General features: G+C 71.4%; 20 protein-coding genes. 19 read left to right on the top strand and 1 reads right to left on the bottom strand.

Translation table 11 applies throughout. The features are described from left to right. Window position 1: 1 nt before the first annotated feature. From resB to CHC11_RS31605, 4 genes are all read left to right on the top strand, one after another. Window positions 2–1,753 carry a cytochrome c biogenesis protein ResB gene (gene resB / locus CHC11_RS31620; protein ID WP_089315515.1) on the top strand — a complete coding sequence of 584 codons (1,752 nt, stop codon included), beginning with the start codon at window positions 2–4 and terminating at the stop codon, window positions 1,751–1,753. A gap of 4 nt (window positions 1,754–1,757) precedes the next feature. Beyond that, window positions 1,758–2,765, top strand: a complete 1,008-nt coding sequence (gene ccsB, locus CHC11_RS31615; RefSeq protein ID WP_089315514.1) for a c-type cytochrome biogenesis protein CcsB — start codon at window positions 1,758–1,760, stop codon at window positions 2,763–2,765. A gap of 137 nt (window positions 2,766–2,902) precedes the next feature. Beyond that, entirely contained in the window at window positions 2,903–3,877 is a 975-nt protein-coding gene (locus tag CHC11_RS31610) for a hypothetical protein (protein WP_089315513.1), read from the top strand. Between the two features lie 50 nt (window positions 3,878–3,927). Beyond that, a complete protein-coding gene (locus CHC11_RS31605; protein WP_089315512.1) occupies window positions 3,928–4,197 on the top strand; it encodes a hypothetical protein in 270 nt (89 codons plus the stop codon). A gap of 198 nt (window positions 4,198–4,395) precedes the next feature. On the opposite strand, the gene CHC11_RS31600 is transcribed toward CHC11_RS31605, so the two are convergent. After that, window positions 4,396–4,599, bottom strand: coding sequence for a BldC family transcriptional regulator (locus CHC11_RS31600; protein ID WP_089315511.1), 204 nt, complete (start codon window positions 4,597–4,599; stop codon window positions 4,396–4,398). A gap of 235 nt (window positions 4,600–4,834) precedes the next feature. On the opposite strand from CHC11_RS31600, the gene CHC11_RS31595 reads away from it, so the two are divergent. The 15 genes from CHC11_RS31595 (at window position 4,835) to nuoK (ending at window position 19,218) form a co-directional block, all read left to right on the top strand. After that, window positions 4,835–5,848 carry a threonine ammonia-lyase gene (locus CHC11_RS31595; RefSeq protein ID WP_089315510.1) on the top strand — a complete coding sequence of 338 codons (1,014 nt, stop codon included), beginning with the start codon at window positions 4,835–4,837 and terminating at the stop codon, window positions 5,846–5,848. A 12-nt stretch (window positions 5,849–5,860) separates the two neighbouring features. Then, the gene (locus CHC11_RS31590) at window positions 5,861–6,112 is read left to right on the top strand and encodes a DUF4229 domain-containing protein (RefSeq protein WP_089315509.1); all 252 of its coding nucleotides are present in this window, start codon (window positions 5,861–5,863) and stop codon (window positions 6,110–6,112) included. A gap of 68 nt (window positions 6,113–6,180) precedes the next feature. Continuing rightward, a complete protein-coding gene (locus CHC11_RS31585; protein WP_089315508.1) occupies window positions 6,181–6,894 on the top strand; it encodes a demethylmenaquinone methyltransferase in 714 nt (237 codons plus the stop codon). 135 nt (window positions 6,895–7,029) lie between these two features. Continuing rightward, window positions 7,030–8,286, top strand: a complete 1,257-nt coding sequence (locus CHC11_RS31580; protein WP_089315507.1) for a geranylgeranyl reductase family protein — start codon at window positions 7,030–7,032, stop codon at window positions 8,284–8,286. A gap of 157 nt (window positions 8,287–8,443) precedes the next feature. Continuing rightward, the gene (locus CHC11_RS31575) at window positions 8,444–8,803 is read left to right on the top strand and encodes an NADH-quinone oxidoreductase subunit A (RefSeq protein WP_089315506.1); all 360 of its coding nucleotides are present in this window, start codon (window positions 8,444–8,446) and stop codon (window positions 8,801–8,803) included. Between the two features lies 1 nt (window position 8,804). Continuing rightward, on the top strand, window positions 8,805–9,350 hold the full coding sequence (locus CHC11_RS31570; RefSeq protein WP_089315505.1) for a NuoB/complex I 20 kDa subunit family protein: 546 nt from the start codon (window positions 8,805–8,807) through the stop codon (window positions 9,348–9,350). 1 nt (window position 9,351) lies between these two features. Then, the gene (locus tag CHC11_RS31565) at window positions 9,352–10,098 is read left to right on the top strand and encodes an NADH-quinone oxidoreductase subunit C (protein WP_089315504.1); all 747 of its coding nucleotides are present in this window, start codon (window positions 9,352–9,354) and stop codon (window positions 10,096–10,098) included. After that, window positions 10,095–11,441, top strand: a complete 1,347-nt coding sequence (locus tag CHC11_RS31560) for an NADH-quinone oxidoreductase subunit D (RefSeq protein WP_089315503.1) — start codon at window positions 10,095–10,097, stop codon at window positions 11,439–11,441. Before CHC11_RS31565 ends, CHC11_RS31560 begins: the two co-directional genes overlap by 4 nt. Beyond that, the gene (nuoE, locus tag CHC11_RS31555; RefSeq protein WP_089315502.1) at window positions 11,438–12,217 is read left to right on the top strand and encodes an NADH-quinone oxidoreductase subunit NuoE; all 780 of its coding nucleotides are present in this window, start codon (window positions 11,438–11,440) and stop codon (window positions 12,215–12,217) included. The genes CHC11_RS31560 and nuoE overlap by 4 nt, the downstream gene beginning before the upstream one ends. Next, entirely contained in the window at window positions 12,214–13,518 is a 1,305-nt protein-coding gene (gene nuoF / locus CHC11_RS31550) for an NADH-quinone oxidoreductase subunit NuoF (RefSeq protein ID WP_089315501.1), read from the top strand. Before nuoE ends, nuoF begins: the two co-directional genes overlap by 4 nt. Further along, a complete protein-coding gene (locus tag CHC11_RS31545; protein WP_089315500.1) occupies window positions 13,515–16,028 on the top strand; it encodes an NADH-quinone oxidoreductase subunit G in 2,514 nt (837 codons plus the stop codon). The genes nuoF and CHC11_RS31545 overlap by 4 nt, the downstream gene beginning before the upstream one ends. After that, on the top strand, window positions 16,025–17,365 hold the full coding sequence (gene nuoH / locus CHC11_RS31540; RefSeq protein ID WP_089315499.1) for an NADH-quinone oxidoreductase subunit NuoH: 1,341 nt from the start codon (window positions 16,025–16,027) through the stop codon (window positions 17,363–17,365). The genes CHC11_RS31545 and nuoH overlap by 4 nt, the downstream gene beginning before the upstream one ends. Then, window positions 17,352–18,005 carry an NADH-quinone oxidoreductase subunit NuoI gene (nuoI, locus tag CHC11_RS31535; RefSeq protein WP_089315498.1) on the top strand — a complete coding sequence of 218 codons (654 nt, stop codon included), beginning with the start codon at window positions 17,352–17,354 and terminating at the stop codon, window positions 18,003–18,005. Before nuoH ends, nuoI begins: the two co-directional genes overlap by 14 nt. After that, a complete protein-coding gene (locus CHC11_RS31530; protein WP_089315497.1) occupies window positions 18,002–18,922 on the top strand; it encodes an NADH-quinone oxidoreductase subunit J in 921 nt (306 codons plus the stop codon). Before nuoI ends, CHC11_RS31530 begins: the two co-directional genes overlap by 4 nt. Then, window positions 18,919–19,218: an NADH-quinone oxidoreductase subunit NuoK gene (nuoK, locus tag CHC11_RS31525; RefSeq protein WP_021593191.1), complete on the top strand. Its 300-nt coding sequence runs from the start codon at window positions 18,919–18,921 to the stop codon at window positions 19,216–19,218. Before CHC11_RS31530 ends, nuoK begins: the two co-directional genes overlap by 4 nt. Window positions 19,219–19,224: the final 6 nt, after the last annotated feature.

Raw genomic sequence — 19,224 nt, 5'->3', positions numbered from 1 at the left:
GATGACTGACACCAACACCGACCACACCGGCACCGACCACACCGGCACCGACCACACCGGCACCGACCACACCGGCACCGACCACACCGGCACCGACCACACCGTGGACGACGCGGCGGAGACCGGCACCGAGGCGCCCGCCGCGCGGCAGGCGCCGCAGGAGGTGCCGCGCCCCTCCGGCATCGGCCCGCTCGGCTGGCTGCGGTGGGGCTGGCGGCAGCTCACCACCATGCGGACCGCGCTGATCCTGCTGTTCCTGGTGGCGCTCGGCGCGGTGCCGGGCTCGATCCTGCCGCAGCGGGGCCAGGCGCCCGAGAAGGTCGCCGCCTACCTGGAGAAGCACGAGACGCTCGGGCCCTGGCTCGACAGGGCCTCCATGTTCGACGTGTTCGCGGCCCCCTGGTTCGCGGCCATCTACATCCTGCTGTTCGTCTCGCTCGCCGGCTGCGTCGTCCCGCGCGCCGTCAAGCACTACAGGTCGATGCGGGCGCGCCCGCCGGCGGCCCCCCGCAACCTGGCGAGACTGCCGCAGTCGGCGACGTACGAGACCGGCGCCTCCCCGGAGGACGTCCTCGCCGAGGCCCGCACGGCGCTGCGCGCCCGCCGCTTCCGCGTGGACGTGTCCGGCGGCGCCGCCTCCGCCGAGAAGGGCTACCTGGGCGAGACGGGCAACCTGCTCTTCCACCTCGCGCTGCTGGCGCTGCTGTTCGCGCTCGGCCTCGGCAACCTGTTCGGCTACCGGGGCAACGTCCTGCTGACCGAGGGCAAGACGTTCGCCAACTCGCTCGGCCTCTACGACCAGTTCCAGCCCGGCCGCGCGTTCAGCGGCGGCGAGCTCGCCCCCTTCACGATCACGCTGGACGACTTCAGGGCCGAGTACGAGGCCAGGGGCGCCAAGCGGGGCCAGGCCACCGCGTTCAACGCCAAGATCCATTACCGGTCGAGCCCGGACGCCCCGAACAAGCCCTACGACCTGCAGATCAACCATCCGCTCAAGGTCGGCGGCGCGAAGGTGTACCTGCTCGGCCACGGGTACGCGCCGGTGTTCACCGTCCGGGACGCCAAGGGGAACGTCGCCTTCCAGGACTCGGTGCCGTTCCTGGAGATGGAGCCGCGGAACCTGACGTCCGAGGGCGTCATCAAGGCCCCCGACGCCGAACCCGACCAGCTCGCCTTCTACGCCATCCTGTGGCCGACCGCGGTGGCGAGCGAGGACGGCAAGCAGATCGTCTCGGCGTTCCCCGGGCCGCTGCGCCCGGTCGTCACGATCACCGCCTTCAAGGGCGACCTCGGCCTGGACTCCGGCAGCCCGCAGTCGGTCTACAAGCTGGAGGGCATCGGCAGGACGCTCCAGCCGGTCAAGGGCGGCCAGAAGCTGCTGGAGCCGGGGGAGTCCTTCGAACTGCCCGGCGACGCCGGCACGGTGACCTTCGACGGGCTCAAGGAGTGGACGAGCCTGTCGGTCAACCGCGACCCGGGCCGCATCCCCGCGCTGATCGCCGCCGTCCTCGCGGTGCTCGGCGTGGCGACCTCCTTCATGGTCCGCCGGCGCAGGGTGTGGGTCCGTGCGAGCGCCGCGGAGGGCGGGCGTACGGTTGTGGAGGTCGGCGGTCTCACGCTGGGGAACCCGACCTCGGAGTTCGACGACATCGTGACCGCGCTGCGCGGTCCGCAGGACGGGCCCGCTTCCGAGCCCGGCGAGACCCCCTCCGCCGACGGCCCCTCGGGTGCGGCGACCGAACCGAAGGAGTGACGAGGTGAGCAACGCCGACCTCGCGAACCTGAGCGACAAGCTCATGCTGACCACCGTGGTGATGTACATCATCGCGCTGGTCGCCTACGCCGCCGACATGGGCTTCGGCCGCCGCCGCGCGGTGGAGGCGGTCCCGGCGGAGAGCGGGGCGAAGGTGCTGGTGGGCGCCGCCGGGGCCGGCACCTCGGACACGGCCGGGGCCGGCACCTCGGACACGGCCGGTGACGACGCCTCCGCCGGGGCCGCGGGTGGGGGGGCCGAGCGCTCCCGGGTCGACTGGATCCGGCTCGCCGTCCTGCTGAACGTGCTCGGCTGGGGCGCGCAGCTCGGCGTCCTCGTGACCCGCGGGCTCGCCGCGAACCGGTGGCCGTGGGGGAACATGTACGAGTTCCTCACCGCCATCTCGTTCGCCGCGGTCACCGCGTTCCTGGTCGTGATGTTCCGCTACAAGGCGCGGTTCCTCGGCGCGTTCGTCATGGCCGCCGCGGTCGTCGCCCTCGGCGTCGCCAACATCTGGCTGTACGACTCGGTGGGCCCGGTCAGCCCGGCGCTGAACTCCTACTGGATCGCCATCCACGTGACCGCCGCGATCGTCGCGACCGGCGCGTTCACCGTCGCGGGCGCCGCGACGATCCTGTACCTGCTGAAGGAGCGGGCCGAGTCGCGCGGCGGGGTCGCGGCGGGCGGCGCGCTGTCGCGCGTCCCGTCGGTGGAGGCCCTGGACCGCCTGTCGATGCGGGTCACGATGTTCGCGTTCCCGATCTGGACGGCCGCGATCATCATGGGCGCCATCTGGGCCGACCAGGCGTGGGGCCGCTACTGGGGCTGGGACCCCAAGGAGATCTGGTCCTTCGTCACCTGGATCATCTACGCGGCCTACCTGCACGCCCGCGCCACCGCCGGCTGGAAGGGCCGCAAGGCCGCGATCCTGTCGCTCCTCGCGTTCGCCGCGCTGCTGTTCAACTTCTTCGGCGTGAACTACATGTTCTCCGGCCTGCACTCCTACGCCTGACGCGCGGCGCCGCGCCGCGGCCGCGTGACTCCACGGGATGACGGAGAGTCGGGTTCCGGCTTACCCTTCCTCAGGGACCCGGTCCAGCGGCGGTCGCCGCTCGATACCCCCGCGGGTCCGGCTGACAGAGGAGCCCGATGCGCTTCAAAGGCGTGCACCGCAAGCCCCGGGAGACGTTCCGCGGCGGACGGTTCCGCACGGACGCGGCCGGCGAAGAGGTCCCCTACGCGCCGTCCCCGCCCGACTCGGGGCAGGTGCGGCCGCGCAGCAACCAGCCGCGCGACCGGTTCGGCCGGTTCCGCAAGGCGGGCCGCGACGACGACTACGCGCTCGGGCCCGAACGCCCGGAGGCGGGCCCCGTCGACACGGCGGGCGGCCTGCGCGGGATGACCGGCCGGCTCGGGCGGCGCGGGCACGGCCGGCCGCGTTCGGGCGACTACTCCTGGAGCGACTTCGAACTGGAGGACGACCGGCCGCGCGTGGAGCCCCACCCGCCGGGCATGCCGCACGCCGCGGACGGCCGCCGCGACTGCGGCGTGCTGGAGGGGGTCCTGCACCGGCAGTGGGACGTCCTGGAGGGGCCGCCGCCGCCCGAGGTGATCGGGGCCGTGGAGAGCCTGGCGTCGCTCCCGGAGCCGCTGAAGGAGAAGCTGGCCGGCGGCCTCGACGGCATCTACGTCGGCCCCGGCGGCGTCCCCCAGCTCGACGACATGGGCCACCTGCGCGACCGGCCGCTGCCGTCGGGCCGCGCCACCTGGGACATCTGCGCCGGCGCCTACGGCGACCGCAAGATCGTCGTGGGGGACCGGCCGTCCCCGACGCCGGACGTGATGCTGCACGAGGTCGGGCACGCGCTCGACGACATCGACGGCGACGACGGCGAGTGGACCTCCGACAGCCCCGCCTTCCGGCAGCTGTACGAGGAGTGCCTGCCGTATCTGGCGAGCGAGTTCCACAAGCAGCCCGACGCGCTCGGCCGCCGCGAGTTCTTCGCCGACGCGTTCGCCGCGATCTCCTCCCGGCAGCGCCCCGCCCTGGTGGATATGCTCGCCGGCAACATCCGCACGGCCCTTGAGGTCATGCTCTTCTTCAACCGCAGGTACGGGATCTAGGACACCGAGATGACAGGCCGCGCGACGACAGACGGCGAAGGTGATCGACGATGTACGTGATCCGGCTTCCCGACGGCACGCTCCGGGTCCCCCACAGCGTTCTCGCCGACGGCGGCGAGCCCGGGCCCGAGGCGAGCGAGGGACGGATCATCGCCGACGCCTACGTCGAGATCGGCCCGGACGATCCCGACTACGACCGGTTGCTGAGCGAGTCGCTCACCGAGGAGGAACTGGCGGAACGGCGGCGCCGCTGGCGGGACGAGGACGCGGACCTGCTCCGCCGCTTCGAGGAATGGAAGGCGGGCGGCGCCGAAGAGTGAACACGGGGGAAACGAGCACCGGGGAGTGGGCGCGAATCGGTGGGCGTGGGTCCGAGCCCTGAGGGGCTGGTCTTGAAGAGTGAGCGGGGGCGGGGCGGGGAGCGCCCCGGCCGCCCGGCGAGGACTGCCTTCGGCCAAGGACTGCTTCGGCGGGCGGTCCGGGCGGCCCAGGACCGGGGTCCGGGCGATGGGCCCAGGTCAGTGGGCCGAATGCTCGGGGACGGGCTCCTCGCCGCGCAGCAGCGCGTGCACCTCGGACTCGCGGAAGCGCCGGTGGCCCCCCGGAGTGCGGATGCTGCTGATCCGGCCCGCGGCGGCCCACCGGGTGACCGTCTTCGGGTCGACCCGGAAGAGGGCGGCGACCTCTCCTGGAGTCAGCAGGCGCTCGCTCGTGCTTTCCACGTCTTCTCTCCCCCTTTGTCCCGCTCTCGGCGCGGGTGGACTGTTTAACAGTGTGGCGGGTCAAGACCGATTTCTCCCTTGTTTTCGGAAAAGATCACCGACCGTAGTCCGCCCAACAGCGGCGATGACGGACCGTGATTCCGGCATGGGTCACAGTGATCACCCTGACCCCCGCTGACCTGCCATGTCACGCCGCCGAGGCCCCGCGACCACCCGGGAGAAGTAGTCTCCGGGCATGTCCGACCTCGTATCGCCGCCGGAGATCGAACGGGCCGCCGAGCGCATCGCGGGCGTCGCCGTCCGGACGCCGCTCGTCCCGTTCTCCCGCGACCCCGCCCCGTCCGCCGCCGGCGCGCCCGCGCTGCTGGTGAAGGCCGAGTCGCTGCAGCCGATCGGCGCCTTCAAGCTGCGCGGCGCCTACTCCGCCGTCTCCTCCCTCGACCCGGCGGAGCGCGGGCGCGGCGTCGTCACGCACTCCAGCGGCAACCACGCGCAGGCCGTCGCCTACGCGGCCCGCGCGCTCGGGACCAGGGCCGTCCTGGTCATGCCGCACACCGCCCCGGGCGTGAAGGTCGACGCGTGCATCGCGCTCGGCGCCGAGGTCGTCTACGTGGAACCGACATCCCAGGCCCGCGCCGAGACCGCGGCCAAGCTCGCCGCCGCGCACGGCTTCGCCCTGGTCCCGCCCTACGACGACGCCCGGATCATCGCAGGCCAGGGCACCGCCGGGCTGGAGATCGTCCAGGACCGCCCGGACGTGGACGTCGTGCTCGTGCCGGTCGGCGGCGGCGGCCTGATCGCCGGTGTGTCCGCCGCGGTCAAGGCGCTGCGCCCGCAGGCCAAGGTCGTCGGCGTCGAGCCGGAGCTCGCCGCGGACGCCCGCGACTCGATGGCGGCGGGGCGCCCCGTCGAGTGGGCGGCGGAGGAGACCGGCCGCACCATCGCCGACGCGCTGCGCGTCCAGCGGGTCGGCGACCTGCCGTACGCGCACATGCGGGCCCACGTGGACGGCGTGGTCACGGTCACCGAGGACGAGATCCGGCAGGCGATGCGCCGCCTCGCCCGCGAGACCCGCCTCATCGCCGAGCCGGCGGGCGCCGTCGCCACCGCCGCCTACCTCTACCACCGCGCGGAGCTTCCCGAGGGACGCACGTACGTCTCGATCCTGTCCGGCGGCAACGTCGACCCGGCCCTCTTCCTGGACGTGTTGAGCCGACCCCGGGGAGAAGGCGGCCAGGACCGGGGATAACCTCGAAGGGCCATGCGTTCCGTCATCCTCTACACCCTGGCCCGGGCCGTGATCTTCGCGGTCACCGCGGGGGTGCTCGCCCTCTTCGGGGCCCGCGGTTTCCTGCTCCTGCTGCTGGCGCTGCTGATCAGCGGCGTCGTCAGCTACGTCCTGCTGTCCGCGCAGCGCGACCGCATGTCCGCCGTCGTCGTGCGGGGTGCGCGCTCGCAGCGCGAGAAGTTCGCGAGGTCGGTCGCCAAGGAGGACGCGCCCCGCGCGGAATGACGGGGAGCCCCTGCGCGGACTGACCCCCGCCCCCGCGCGCAGGGCCTCGCGCGGCCTAGGCTGGAGCCATGACCCGCGCTTCACTCGACAAGCAGCCCGCCGACGTCGCGGCGATGTTCGACGGCACCGCCGAGCGGTACGACCTGATGAACTCGCTGATGACCGGCGGCCAGGACCGGCGGTGGCGGCGGGAGGTCGTCCGGGCGCTGGAGGCGCGGCCGGGTGAGCGGGTCCTCGATCTCGCGGCGGGCACGGGGACGTCGTCGGTGCCGTTCGCCGAGGCGGGCGCCGACACGATCGCGTGCGACTTCTCGCTCGGCATGCTGCGCGTCGGGGTGCGCCGCCAGGCGGACGTCACGGGCCTGCGCTTCGTCGCGGGGGACGCGCTGCGGCTGCCCTTCGCGGACGGCTCCTTCGACGCCGTCACCATCTCCTTCGGGCTCCGCAACGTCGCCGACACCGGGCTCGCGCTGCGCGAGCTGCGCCGGGTCGCCAGACCCGGCGGACGGCTGGTGATCTGCGAGGTGAGCCACCCCCCGAACGCGCTGCTGGCGCTCGGCCACAAGGCGCACCTGCGCTGCGGGCTGCCGCTGCTGGCGCGGGTCAGCTCCAACCCCGACTCCTACCGCTACCTCGCCGAGTCGACGCTCGCCTGGCCCGACCAGGCGGGGCTGGCGCGGCTCATCCAGGACGCGGGATGGGGCGAGGTGCGCTGGCGCGACCTCACGTTCGGGGTGGTCGCCCTGCACCATGCCGTCAACCCGTCCGTCAAGCCTGCTTGACAGACGGCGGCCGGTGGTTCGGACCGGTCCAAACTTGGATCGGCCCAGAAGTACCCACCAGTCGTGATAAAGGAATAGACTCCCCACCGGATCCTTGTGAAGTACTTCACAAGCGAACGAGCGAAGAGGACCATCGTGACCGACTCCACCCGACACGCGGATGCCATCGTCGTCGGGGCGGGCCCCGCCGGATCGTCGACCGCCTATTGGCTCGCGCAGGCCGGCCTGGACGTCTTCCTGCTGGAGAAGGCCACCTTCCCGCGCGACAAGATCTGCGGCGACGGCCTCACGCCGCGGGCCGTCCGCGCCCTCATCGGCATGGGCGTCGACCTCAACGATCCCGGCTGGGGGCGCAACAAGGGCCTGCGCATCTACGGCGGCGGCGTCAAGGTCGAGCTGCCCTGGCCGGAGCTCGCGTCCTTCCCCGACTTCGGCCTCGTCCGCAAGCGCACCGACCTCGACCAGCTGCTCGCCGAGCACGCCGCCAAGGCCGGCGCGCAGCTCCTGCAGGGCTGCAACGTGACCGGCCCGATCGTCGACGAGCGCACCGACCGCATCACCGGCGTCACCGCCGAGTACGAGGGCGAGGAGATCGAGTTCCACGCGCCCCTGGTCGTCGCCGCCGACGGCAACTCGACCCGGCTGTCGCTCGCCATGGGGCTGCGGCGCCGCGAGGACCGCCCGATGGGAGTCGCGGTCCGCCGCTACTTCCAGACCCCGCGCCACGACGACGATTTCATGGAGGCGTGGCTGGAGCTGTGGGACGGCCAGCGCCTCCTTCCCGGCTACGGCTGGGTGTTCGGCGTCGGCGACGGGACGTCCAACGTCGGCCTCGGCCTGCTCAACACCAGCAAGGCGTTCCAGAACGTCGACTACCGCGGCATGCTCAAGCGCTGGTGTGCGCAGATGCCGGAGGACTGGCAGTTCGACGAGGAGCACGCGACCTCCAAGATCCGCGGCGCGGCGCTGCCGATGGGCTTCAACCGGCAGCCGCACTACACCCGCGGGATGCTGCTCGTCGGCGACGCCGGCGGCATGATCAACCCGTTCAACGGCGAGGGCATCGACTACGCCCTGGAGTCCGGCCGGCTGGCCGCCGACATCATGGTGCAGGCGCTCGCCCGCCGGACCCCCGCGCAGCGCGAGCGGACCCTGTACGAGTACCCGCGCATCCTCAAGGACGAGCACGGCGGCTACTTCACCCTCGCCCGCGTGTTCGTCCAGGCGATCGGCGACCCGCGGATCATGAAGTTCCTGACCGCGCACGGCCTGCCGCACCCGACGCTGATGCGCTTCACGCTGAAGCTCCTCGCGAACCTCACCGACCCCAAGGGCGGGGACGCGATGGACCGTGTCATCAACGCGATGCAGAAGGTGGCGCCGGCGGCATGAACGCGCGCGTGGAATTCAAGCTTCCGCAGGTGAGCGGACTAAAGTGCAGTACCCGACCCCCTGAGGGGAGCGCTATTGATCACCTTGGCTAGGGTGGCGGGTCGCAGGCGGCCCGTCCCGTACAACGTCGTACGTCCCGAGGAGAGGCTGTAGAGATATGGATCTCTATATTCCGATCATCGTGCTGGGGGTCCTCGCGTTCGCCTTCGCCGGCGGCTCGGTGGCGATGGCCGCGCTCACGGGGCCCAAGCGCTGGAACCGCGCCCGGCTGGACGCCTACGAGTGCGGCATCGAGCCGACCCCGCAACCGGTCGGCGGCGGGCGCTTCCCGATCAAGTACTACCTGACGGCGATGCTGTTCATCGTCTTCGATATTGAGATCATCTTCCTTTACCCCTGGGCGGTCGCGTTCGACCGGATGGGGCTCTTCGGCCTTGTCGAGATGGTTCTTTTCATCGTCACCGTCCTCGTGGCGTACGCCTACATCTGGCGGCGCGGCGGTCTGGAGTGGGACTGACATGGGTCTAGAGGAGAAACTCCCCAGCGGCTTCCTGCTGACCACGGTCGAGCAGGTCGCGGGGTGGGCGCGCAGCAGCTCGATGTGGCCGGCGACGTTCGGCCTGGCGTGCTGCGCGATCGAGATGATGGCGACCGGCGACCCCCGGCACGACTTCTCCCGGTGGGGGATGGAGCGCGCCTCTGCGACGCCGCGCCAGGCCGACCTGATGATCGTCGCGGGCCGGGTGAGCCAGAAGATGGCGCCGGTGCTGCGGCAGATCTACGACCAGATGACCGAGCCGAAGTGGGTCATCGCGATGGGCGTGTGCGCCTCGTCCGGCGGCATGTTCAACAACTACGCGATCGTGCAGGGCGTGGACCACATCGTCCCGGTGGACATCTACCTGCCCGGCTGCCCGCCGCGGCCGGAGATGCTGCTGGACGCGATCCTCAAGCTGCACGACAAGGTCCAGAACACCAAGCTCGGGCCGCAGCGCGCGAAGCAGATCGACGAGCTGGAAGAGGCCAAGCGCCGCAGGCTTCCGCTGCTGGGACAGGGAGCGTGACATGAGTTCCGAGAACCCTGAGCAGCGGGCCGAGCAGGGCGCCGACAAGCTCCCCGCGCAGACCGAGGAGGAGCGCCGCGAGCAGCCGGTCGTCCGCAAGGGCATGTTCGGCGCGCGGACCACCGGCGACACCTCCGGCTACGGCGGGCTCGTCATCCGGCAGAGCCCGAAGGTGTCCGCGCAGCGCCCCTACGGCGGGCCCGGCGGCGCCGCGGAGGCCGGCGAGTTCGACGAGGTCGCCGACGAGATGGAACGCGCCTACCCGCACTTCGGGGACGCCGTCGAGCGGGTCGTGGTCGACCGCGGCGAGATCACGTTCTTCGTGAAGCGCGAGCACCTCCTGGAGGTCGCGCGGACCATGCGGGACGAGCCGTCCCTGCGCTTCGAGATGTGCTCGGGCGTGTCGGGCGTGCACTACCCGAAGGACGAGGGCGCCGAGCTGCACTCGGTCGTGCACCTGCTGTCGATCACGCACAACCGGCGCGTCCGGCTGGAAGTGACCTGCCCGGACGCCGACCCGCACGTCCCGTCGCTGGTGCCGGTCTACCCGACGAGCGACTGGCACGAGCGGGAGACCTACGACTTCTTCGGGATCGTCTACGACGGCCACCCGGCGCTCACGCGCATCGAGATGCCCGACGACTGGGTCGGCCATCCGCAGCGCAAGGACTACCCCCTCGGCGGTATTCCCGTCGAGTACCGCGGAGCGGAGATCCCCCCGCCCGACGAGCGGAGGTCGTACGTATGAGTTCCACGAAGTACACCGAGTACGACGCCTACGCCGCCGAGGAGGCGGCCGAGGGCAAGGTCTTCGACGTCAACGGGCAGGACTGGGACCAGGTCGTCGCCGGCGCGGAGGACCTCGGCGACGAGCGGCTCGTCGTCAACATGGGCCCGCAGCACCCGTCCACGCACGGGGTGCTCCGGCTGATCCTGACGCTCGACGGCGAGACGGTGAACGAGGCCCGGGTGGGCATCGGCTACCTGCACACCGGCATCGAGAAGAACATGGAGTTCCGCACCTGGACGCAGGGCACCACGTTCTGCACCCGGATGGACTACCTCGCGCCGATCTTCAACGAGACGGCGTACTGCCTGAGCGTGGAGAAGCTGCTCGGCGTCACCGAGCAGGTCCCGGAGCGGGCCCAGATCATCCGCGTGATGATGATGGAGCTGAACCGGATCTCCTCGCACCTGGTCGCGATCGCCACGTTCGGCCTGGAGCTCGGCGCGACGACGGTGATGCTGAACGGCTTCGTCGAGCGCGAGTACACCCTCGACCTGTTCGAGGAGATCACCGGCCTGCGGATGAACATGGCCTACGTCCGTCCGGGCGGGGTCGCGCAGGACCTGCCGAGCGGCGCGACCAGCAAGATCCGCGACTACCTGGACCGGATGCCGAAGCGGATCCAGGCGCTGCGCAAGCTGATGGACGCCAACCCGGTCTACCTGGCGCGCACCCAGAACATCGCGTACCTGGACCTGACCGGCTGCATGGCGCTCGGCGTCACCGGCCCGGTGCTGCGCTCGACCGGCCTCCCGTGGGACCTGCGCAAGTCGCAGCCCTACTGCGGCTACGAGACCTACGACTTCGAGGTCGCGACGCAGGACACCTGCGACGTCTACGGCCGCTACCTCGTCCGGATGGACGAGATGGAGGAGTCGCTGAAGATCGTCGAGCAGTGCCTGGACCGGCTCCAGTCGGTCAAGGGCCCGGTGATGATCGAGGACAAGAAGATCGGCTGGCCGGCGCAGCTGGCGATCGGCGCGGACGGCATGGGCAACTCGCCCCGGCACATCGCGCACATCATGGGCACCTCGATGGAGGCTCTGATCCATCACTTCAAGCTGGTGACGGAGGGCTTCCGGGTGCCCGCGGGGCAGGCGTACGCGCCCATCGAGTCGCCGCGCGGCGAGCTCGGCGCCCACGTGGTCAGCGACGGCGGCACCCGGCCGTACCGCGTCCACTTCCGCGAGCCGTCCTTCGTCAACCTGCAGGCGGCCCCGGCGATGGCGGAGGGCGGCATGATCGCCGACGTCATCGCGGCGGTGGCCAGCATCGACCCGGTCATGGGGGGAGTGGACCGATGACATACGGACCTGAGGTCCGCGAACGGCTGGAGCGCGACGCCAAGGAGATCATCGGCCGGTACCCCCGGCCGCGCTCGGCGCTGCTGCCCATGCTGCACCTGGTGCAGTCGGTGGAGGGCCATGTCACCGAGGACGGGATCGAGTTCTGCGCGGAGCAGCTCGGCATCACCGCGGCCCAGGTGACGGGCGTCGCGACCTTCTACACGCAGTACAAGCACGCGCCGGTCGGCGAGTACCACGTCGGCGTCTGCATCAACACGCTGTGCGCGGTCATGGGCGGCGACCAGATCTGGAACGAGCTGAGCGAGCACGCCGGGATCGGGCACGACGAGGCCACCCCGGACGGCAAGGTCAGCCTGGAGCGGATCGAGTGCAACGCGGCCTGCGACTTCGCGCCGGTGATGATGGTCAACTGGGAGTTCTTCGACAACATGACTCCCGAGAAGGCCAAGCGGCTCGTCGACGACCTGCGCTCGGGTAAGCAAGTGCTTCCTTCGCGCGGGCCGGAGAGCCTGGCCACCTGGAAGGAGGCGTCCCGCGTGCTCGCCGGGTTCCCGGACGGGCGCGCCGGCGAGGGCGTCCAGGCCGGACCGGAGTCGCTGCGCGGGCTGAAGCTGGCGCAGGAGCGCGGCTGGGAGGCGCCCCGCACGGACGTCGACCGCGAGCGTCCCGAGGAGCCGGTGAAGGCCGAGGAGATCGCCGAGCCGCCGCAGGAGCCGGGCAAGCCCATGGGCGGCACGGCCAAGCCGGGATCGCAGGAGGGGCGGAACAAGTGACCACGCTGACCCCCATCCTCACGAAGAACTGGGACCAGGCCGACTCGTTCACCCGCGCGGGCTACGAGCGCGACGGCGGCTACGAGGCGCTGCGCGCGGCGTTCCGGATGGAGCCGGACGAGATCGTCCAGGCGGTCAAGGACTCCGGCCTGCGCGGCCGCGGCGGCGCCGGCTTCCCCACCGGGATGAAGTGGGGCTTCCTGCCCCCGACCAGCCCGAACCCGCGCTACCTCGTCGTCAACGCCGACGAGTCCGAGCCGGGCACGTGCAAGGACATCCCGCTGATGATGGCCAACCCGCACGTGCTCGTCGAGGGCGTGATCATCAGCTCGTACGCGATCAAGTCGAACCTCGCGTTCATCTACGTGCGCGGCGAGGTGCTGCACGTGATCCGCCGCCTGCACCAGGCGGTGGCGGAGGCGTACGAGGCCGGCTACCTCGGCAAGGACATCCTCGGGTCCGGCTACGACCTGGACGTGGTCGTGCACAGCGGCGCCGGGGCCTACATCTGCGGCGAGGAGACGGCGCTGCTGGACTCCCTCGAAGGGTTCCGCGGTCAGCCCAGGCTCAAGCCCCCCTTCCCTGCGGTCGCGGGCCTCTACGGCGGGCCCACCGTCATCAACAACGTCGAGTCGATCTCCTCGGTTCCCTCGATCATCGCCAACGGGCCGGAATGGTTCGCCTCGATGGGCACCGAGAAGTCCCAGGGCTTCGGGATCTTCTCGCTGTCCGGGCACGTCACGCGGCCCGGGCAGTACGAGGCGCCGCTCGGCATCACCCTGCGCGAGCTGCTCGACATGGCGGGCGGCGTCCGCGAGGGCCACCGGCTGAAGTTCTGGACGCCCGGCGGGTCGTCCACCCCGATCTTCACCGACGAGCACCTGGACGTGCCGCTGGACTTCGAGTCCGTCGGCGCCGCCGGGTCCATGCTCGGCACCCGGGCCCTGCAGATCTTCGACGAGACGACCTGCGTCGTCCGCGCCGTGCTGCGCTGGTCGGAGTTCTACGCGCACGAGTCGTGCGGCAAGTGCACGCCGTGCCGCGAGGGCACCTACTGGTACAAGCAGATGCTGAAGCGGCTGGAGGCGGGCCAGGGGTCCGAGGAGGACCTGGAGACCCTGCTGGACCTGTCCGACAACATCCTGGGCCGATCGTTCTGCGCCCTCGGCGACGGCGCCACGAGCCCGGTCGTCTCGTCCATCAAGCTGTTCCGCGACGAGTACCTCCGGCACTTCGAGCTCGGGGCCTGCCCGTTCGACCCGGCCAAGTCCACCCTCTGGGCTGATGGAGGTGCCCGATGAGTACTACTGTGAGTGGCAGCTCGGCGGCCCAGAGTGCGCCCCGCGCACGCGGGGATGTTCCGCCGGTGGAGATGGTCGCCTGCACCATCGACGGCTTCGAGATCGAGGTGCCCAAGGGCACGCTGATCATCCGGGCCGCCGAGCTGCTCGGCATCCAGATCCCCCGGTTCTGCGACCACCCGCTGCTGGACCCGGTCGGGGCCTGCCGGCAGTGCCTGGTGGAGATCCCCGACGCCGGCAACGGCCGCGGCATGCCGAAGCCGCAGGCGTCCTGCACCACCGCGGTGATGCCGGGCATGGTGGTCAAGACCCAGCTCACCTCGCCGGTGGCCGACAAGGCGCAGCACGGCGTGATGGAGCTGCTGCTGATCAACCACCCGCTGGACTGCCCGATCTGCGACAAGGGCGGCGAGTGCCCCCTGCAGAACCAGGCGATGTCCAACGGCCGCGGCGAGTCCCGGTTCGTGGAGGCCAAGCGGACCTTCCCCAAGCCGATCCCGCTGTCCAGCCAGGTGCTGCTCGACCGGGAGCGCTGCATCCAGTGCGCCCGCTGCACACGGTTCTCCGACCAGATCGCCGGCGACGCGTTCATCGACCTGTTCGAGCGCGGCGCCAAGGAGCAGGTCGGCGCGGCGGACGGCAAGCCGTTCCAGTCCTACTTCTCCGGCAACACCGTGCAGATCTGCCCGGTGGGCGCGCTGACCGGCGCCGCGTACCGGTTCCGGTCCCGCCCGTTCGACCTGGTCTCGCAGCCGAGCGTCTGCGAGCACTGCGCGTCCGGCTGCGCGCTGCGCACCGACCACCGGCGCGGGAAGATCACGCGGCGGCTGGCCGGGGACGACCCGCAGGTCAACGAGGAGTGGAACTGCGACAAGGGCCGCTGGGCGTTCACCTACGGGACGCAGCCCGAGCGGCTCGCCCAGCCGCTCGTCCGGGGCGAGGACGGCGAGCTGGAGCCGGCGTCCTGGCCCGAGGCGCTCACCATCGCGGCGCGCGGCCTCGCGGCGGCGCACGGCTCGGCCGGCGTCCTGACCGGCGGCCGCGTCACCCTTGAGGACGCCTACGCCTACGCCAAGTTCGCCCGCATCGCGCTCGGCACCAACGACGTCGACTTCCGGGCCCGGCCGCTGTCGGAGGAGGAGTCGCGGTTCCTCGCCTCGTCCGTCGCGGGCCACCCCATCGAGGTGACCTACGCCGACCTGGAGAAGGCGCCGGTCGTCCTGCTCGCCGGGTTCGAGCCCGAGGAGGAGTCGCCGATCGTCTTCCTGCGGCTCCGCAAGGCGTTCCGCAAGAACCGCCTGAAGGTGTTCGCGGCGGCCCCGTTCACGACGCGCGGGCTGGCGAAGGTCGGCGGCACGCTGCTGCCGACGCCGCCCGGCTCGGAGGCCGAGGTCCTCGGCTCCCTCATCGGGGACGACGCCGGCATCGGGGATGACGCCAGGCCAGACGTCCGCACGCTGCTGGAGACGCCCGGCGCCGTCATCCTCGTCGGCGAGCGGCTCGCCACCAGCCCGGGCGCGCTGACGTCGGCGACCCGCGTGGCGCAGGCGACCGGCGCCCGGCTGGCCTGGGTGCCGCGCCGGGCCGGGGAGCGCGGCGCGATCGAGGCCGGGGCGCTGCCCGGGCTGCTGCCGATCGGCCGCCCGGTCGCCGACCCGGGCGCGCGCGCCGAGGTCGCCCGCACGTGGGGCGTCGCCGACCTGCCCGCCGGTCCGGGTGAGGACACGGCCGGCATCATCGCGGCGGCGGCCGCGGGGCGGCGCGGCGCGCTGCTCGTCGGCGGCGTCGACCCCTACGACCTGCCCGACCCCGAGGCGATGCTGCGGGCGCTGGAGGCCACCCCGTTCGTGGTGAGCCTGGAGCAGCGGCCGAGCGCGGTCACCGACCGCGCCGACGTCGTCCTGCCGGTCGCGGCGGTCGCGGAGAAGTCCGGGACGTTCGTCGACTGGGAGGGCCGCGGCCGCCCGTTCGACATCGTGCTCAAGTCCGCCGGGCGGATGTCCGACCTGCGGGTGCTGGACGCGCTGGCCGACGAGATGGACGTCCACCTGGGCCTGCCGGGCCCGGAGGCCGCCCGCCGCGAGATGGCCGGACTCGGCGCCTACCGCGGCGAGCGCCCGGACGCGCCGAGCGTCGCGCAGGGCCTGGCGCCGCACCCCGAGCAGGGCGAGGCCCTTCTCGCCACCTGGCGGCTGCTCCTCGACCGGGGCCGCCTGCAGGACGGCGAGCCGTTCCTCGCGGGCACCGCCAAGCCCGCCGCCGCCCGGCTGTCGCCCGCGACGGCCGCGGAGATCGGCGCGACCGTCGCGGTGACGGTCTCGGCCCCGCGCGGCGAGGTCACGCTCCCGCTGGAGATCACCCCCGACCTGCCCGACCGGGTGGTGTGGCTGCCGACGAACTCGGCCGGCTGCGCCCTGCACCGGGACCTCGGCGCGGCCGCGGGAGGCGTCGTGAAGATCGCGGCCGCGGTGCCCGCGGCCGCGACCGAGAACGCTGGAGGCATCGAATGAGCTCCCTGGCCGCGGCGCCGGCGCCCGACCCGCAGCTGCAGGACTTCGGGTCGGACCCGTGGTGGCTGATCGGCGGCAAGGTCCTCGCCATCTTCGTGTTCCTCGTCGTCACCGTGCTGATGACGATGTGGATCGAGCGGCGCGTCATCGGCCGGATGCAGCTGCGCGTCGGCCCCAACCGCGCCGGGTCCTTCGGCCTGCTGCAGGGCCTCGCCGACGGCGTCAAGCTGGCGCTGAAGGAGGACATCGTCCCCCGCCAGGTCGACAAGATCGTGTTCATCCTGGCGCCGGTGATGGCGGCGGTGCCCGCGTTCATCTCCTTCATCGTCATCCCGTTCGGGCCGACGGTCTCGATCTTCGGGCACCAGACGGCGCTGCAGGGCACCGACCTTCCGGTCGCGGTGCTGCTCGTCCTCGCGATGTCCTCGATGGCGATCTACGGCATCGTGCTGGCCGGCTGGTCCTCGATGTCGCCGTACTCGCTGCTCGGCGGGCTGCGCTCGTCCGCGCAGATGATCTCTTACGAGATCGCGATGGGCCTGTCGTTCGTGGCCGTGTTCATGTTCGCGGGCTCGATGTCCACCTCGGAGATCGTCGCGGCGCAGCACGACAAGTGGTTCGTGGTGCTGCTCGCGCCGTCGTTCGTCGTGTACGTCATCACGATGATGGGCGAGTCGAACCGCATCCCGTTCGACCTCCCCGAGGGCGAGGGCGAGCTGGTCGGCGGCTTCCACACCGAGTACTCCTCGCTGAAGTTCGCGATGTTCTTCCTCGCGGAGTACATCAACCTCGCGACGCTGTCGGCCCTGGCCACCACCCTGTTCCTCGGCGGCTGGCGCGCCCCCGCTCCGATCTCCACGGTGTGGGCGGGCGCCAACTCCGGCTGGTGGCCGGTGCTGTGGTTCCTGATCAAGATCTTCCTGTTCATCTTCTTCTTCATCTGGCTGCGCGGCTCGCTGCCGCGCGTGCGCTACGACCAGCTGATGAAGCTCGGCTGGAAGGTGCTGATGCCCTTCTCGCTCGGCTGGATCCTGCTGGTCGCGACGATCCGCGCCCTGCGCAACGACGGCTACGAGATGCGGCAGCTGTTCATCGCCGCCGCCGTGGTCGCCGCGATCGTGCTGGTCGCCACGGTGATCTGGGAGATGGCCCGCGGCCGCGAGGACGACAAGGAGATCGTCCCGGGGGCGACGCCGGGGCCGCGCACCGACCCGTCGGCGGGCGGGTTCCCGGTGCCGCCGATGGACGCGCCCCACTACCACGGCCGCGCCCGCGAGCCGGTCCGGCCGGCCACGATCGAAACCCCCTCCGAGGAGGTCACCAGTGGGACTCACTGATTTCCTGAACCCGGTCAAGGGGTTCGGGGTCTCGTTCCACCAGATGTTCATGAAGAGCGAGACCGTTCAGTACCCCGAGGTGAAGAAGCCGACGGCTCCTCGCTTCCACGGGCGGCACCAGCTGAACCGGTGGCCGGACGGCCTGGAGAAGTGCGTCGGCTGCGAGCTGTGCGCGTGGGCGTGCCCCGCGGACGCGATCTTCGTCGAGGGCGCCGACAACACGGCGGAGGAGCGGTACTCGCCCGGCGAGCGCTACGGCCGCATCTACCAGATCAACTATCTGCGGTGCATCCTGTGCGGGCTGTGCATCGAGGCGTGCCCGACCCGGGCGCTCACGATGACCAACGAGTACGAGCTCGCCGACGACAGCCGCGAGAGCCTCATCTACACCAAGGAGATGCTGCTGGCGCCGCTGCGCGAGGGCATGGAGGCGCCCCCGCACGAGATGCGGCTCGGCGACACCGAGGAGGACTACTACCGCCTCGGTCTCCAGGAGAGCGAGCAGTCGCCGTCCTCAGGAACGCCTTCGGCACCGAAGATCCCTTCCGAGGGCGGCGGGCGCGCGAGCGCCGACCAGGCCGTCGAGCGCGAGAAGGACGTCGAGCGCGAGAAGGCGCGCAAGGGCGGTGAGGGCAAGTGACCGGTTCCGTCGCGGGCGCGCAGGTGCTTGCCGCCGAGGTCGCCGACAAGCAGTCCGGAGAGCCGTTCTTCTTCTGGCTGCTGGCGATCGTCTCGGTGCTCGCCGCGCTCGGCATGATCTTCATGCGGAAGGCGGTGCACTCGGCGCTGCTGCTGGCGACCGTGATGCTCTGCCTGGCCGCGCTGTACGCGATCCAGAACGCGCCCTTCCTGGCGTTCGTGCAGGTGATCGTCTACACCGGCGCGGTACTGATGCTGTTCCTGTTCGTGCTGATGCTCGTCGGGGTCAGTTCCACCGACTCGCTGGTGGAGACGATCCGGGGCCAGCGGTTCTGGGCGGTGATCGCCGCGATCGGCTTCATCGTCCTGCTGGCCGTCGGGCTCGGCAACGCCGCGCTCGGTGGCTCGGCCGGGCTGACCCAGGCCAACTCCGAGGGCAACGTCGTCGGGCTGGCCCGGCTGCTGTTCTCCAAGTACGTGTTCGCGTTCGAGGCGACCAGCGCCCTGCTGATCACCGCGGCGCTGGGCGCGATGGTGCTGGCGCACCGGGAGCGCACCGAGCCGAAGCCGACGCAGAAGGACCTGTCGCGGCAGCGGTTCCTGTCCGGCTCCCATCCGGGCCCGCTGCCGGGCCCCGGCACCTACGCCCGGCACAACGCCGTCGACATGCCGGCGCTGCTGCCCGACGGGACGCCCTCGGAGCTGTCGGTCAACCCGGTCATCGCGGCCCGTACCGATACCGCGGAGCGGCACGCCGACCTGTACGGCGGCTCCGAGGAGGAGGCCCTCGAACGGGACGTGGCCGCGGTCAAGGCGGTCACCGAGGACGTCCGCGACTCGGGCGCCGAGGGGCGCTCGGTCAAGTCGGGGACGCCGGCCGCCGGCGGCGGCGCGAGTGAAGGCGAGGCAGGAGAATGAGTCCGGGGCACTACCTGGCGCTCTCGGCGATCCTGTTCACCATCGGAGCGCTCGGCGTCCTCGTGCGCCGCAACGCCATCGTGGTGTTCATGTGCGTCGAGCTGATGCTGAACGCGACGAACCTGGCGTTCGTCTCGTTCTCCCGCATGCACGGCAACCTGGACGGCCAGATCATCGCCTTCTTCGTGATGGTGGTGGCCGCGGCGGAGGTCGTGGTGGGTCTGGCGATCATCATGACCATCTTCCGGACCCGCAGGTCCTCGTCGGTCGACGACGCGAACCTGCTGAAGTACTGAGAGGCC

Source organism: Actinomadura mexicana, from assembly GCF_900188105.1.
In the GTDB taxonomy this organism is placed as follows: domain Bacteria; phylum Actinomycetota; class Actinomycetes; order Streptosporangiales; family Streptosporangiaceae; genus Spirillospora; species Spirillospora mexicana.
Note: the sequence above shows the minus strand (reverse complement) of the source record. Positions and strands in the feature narration are given on the sequence as shown.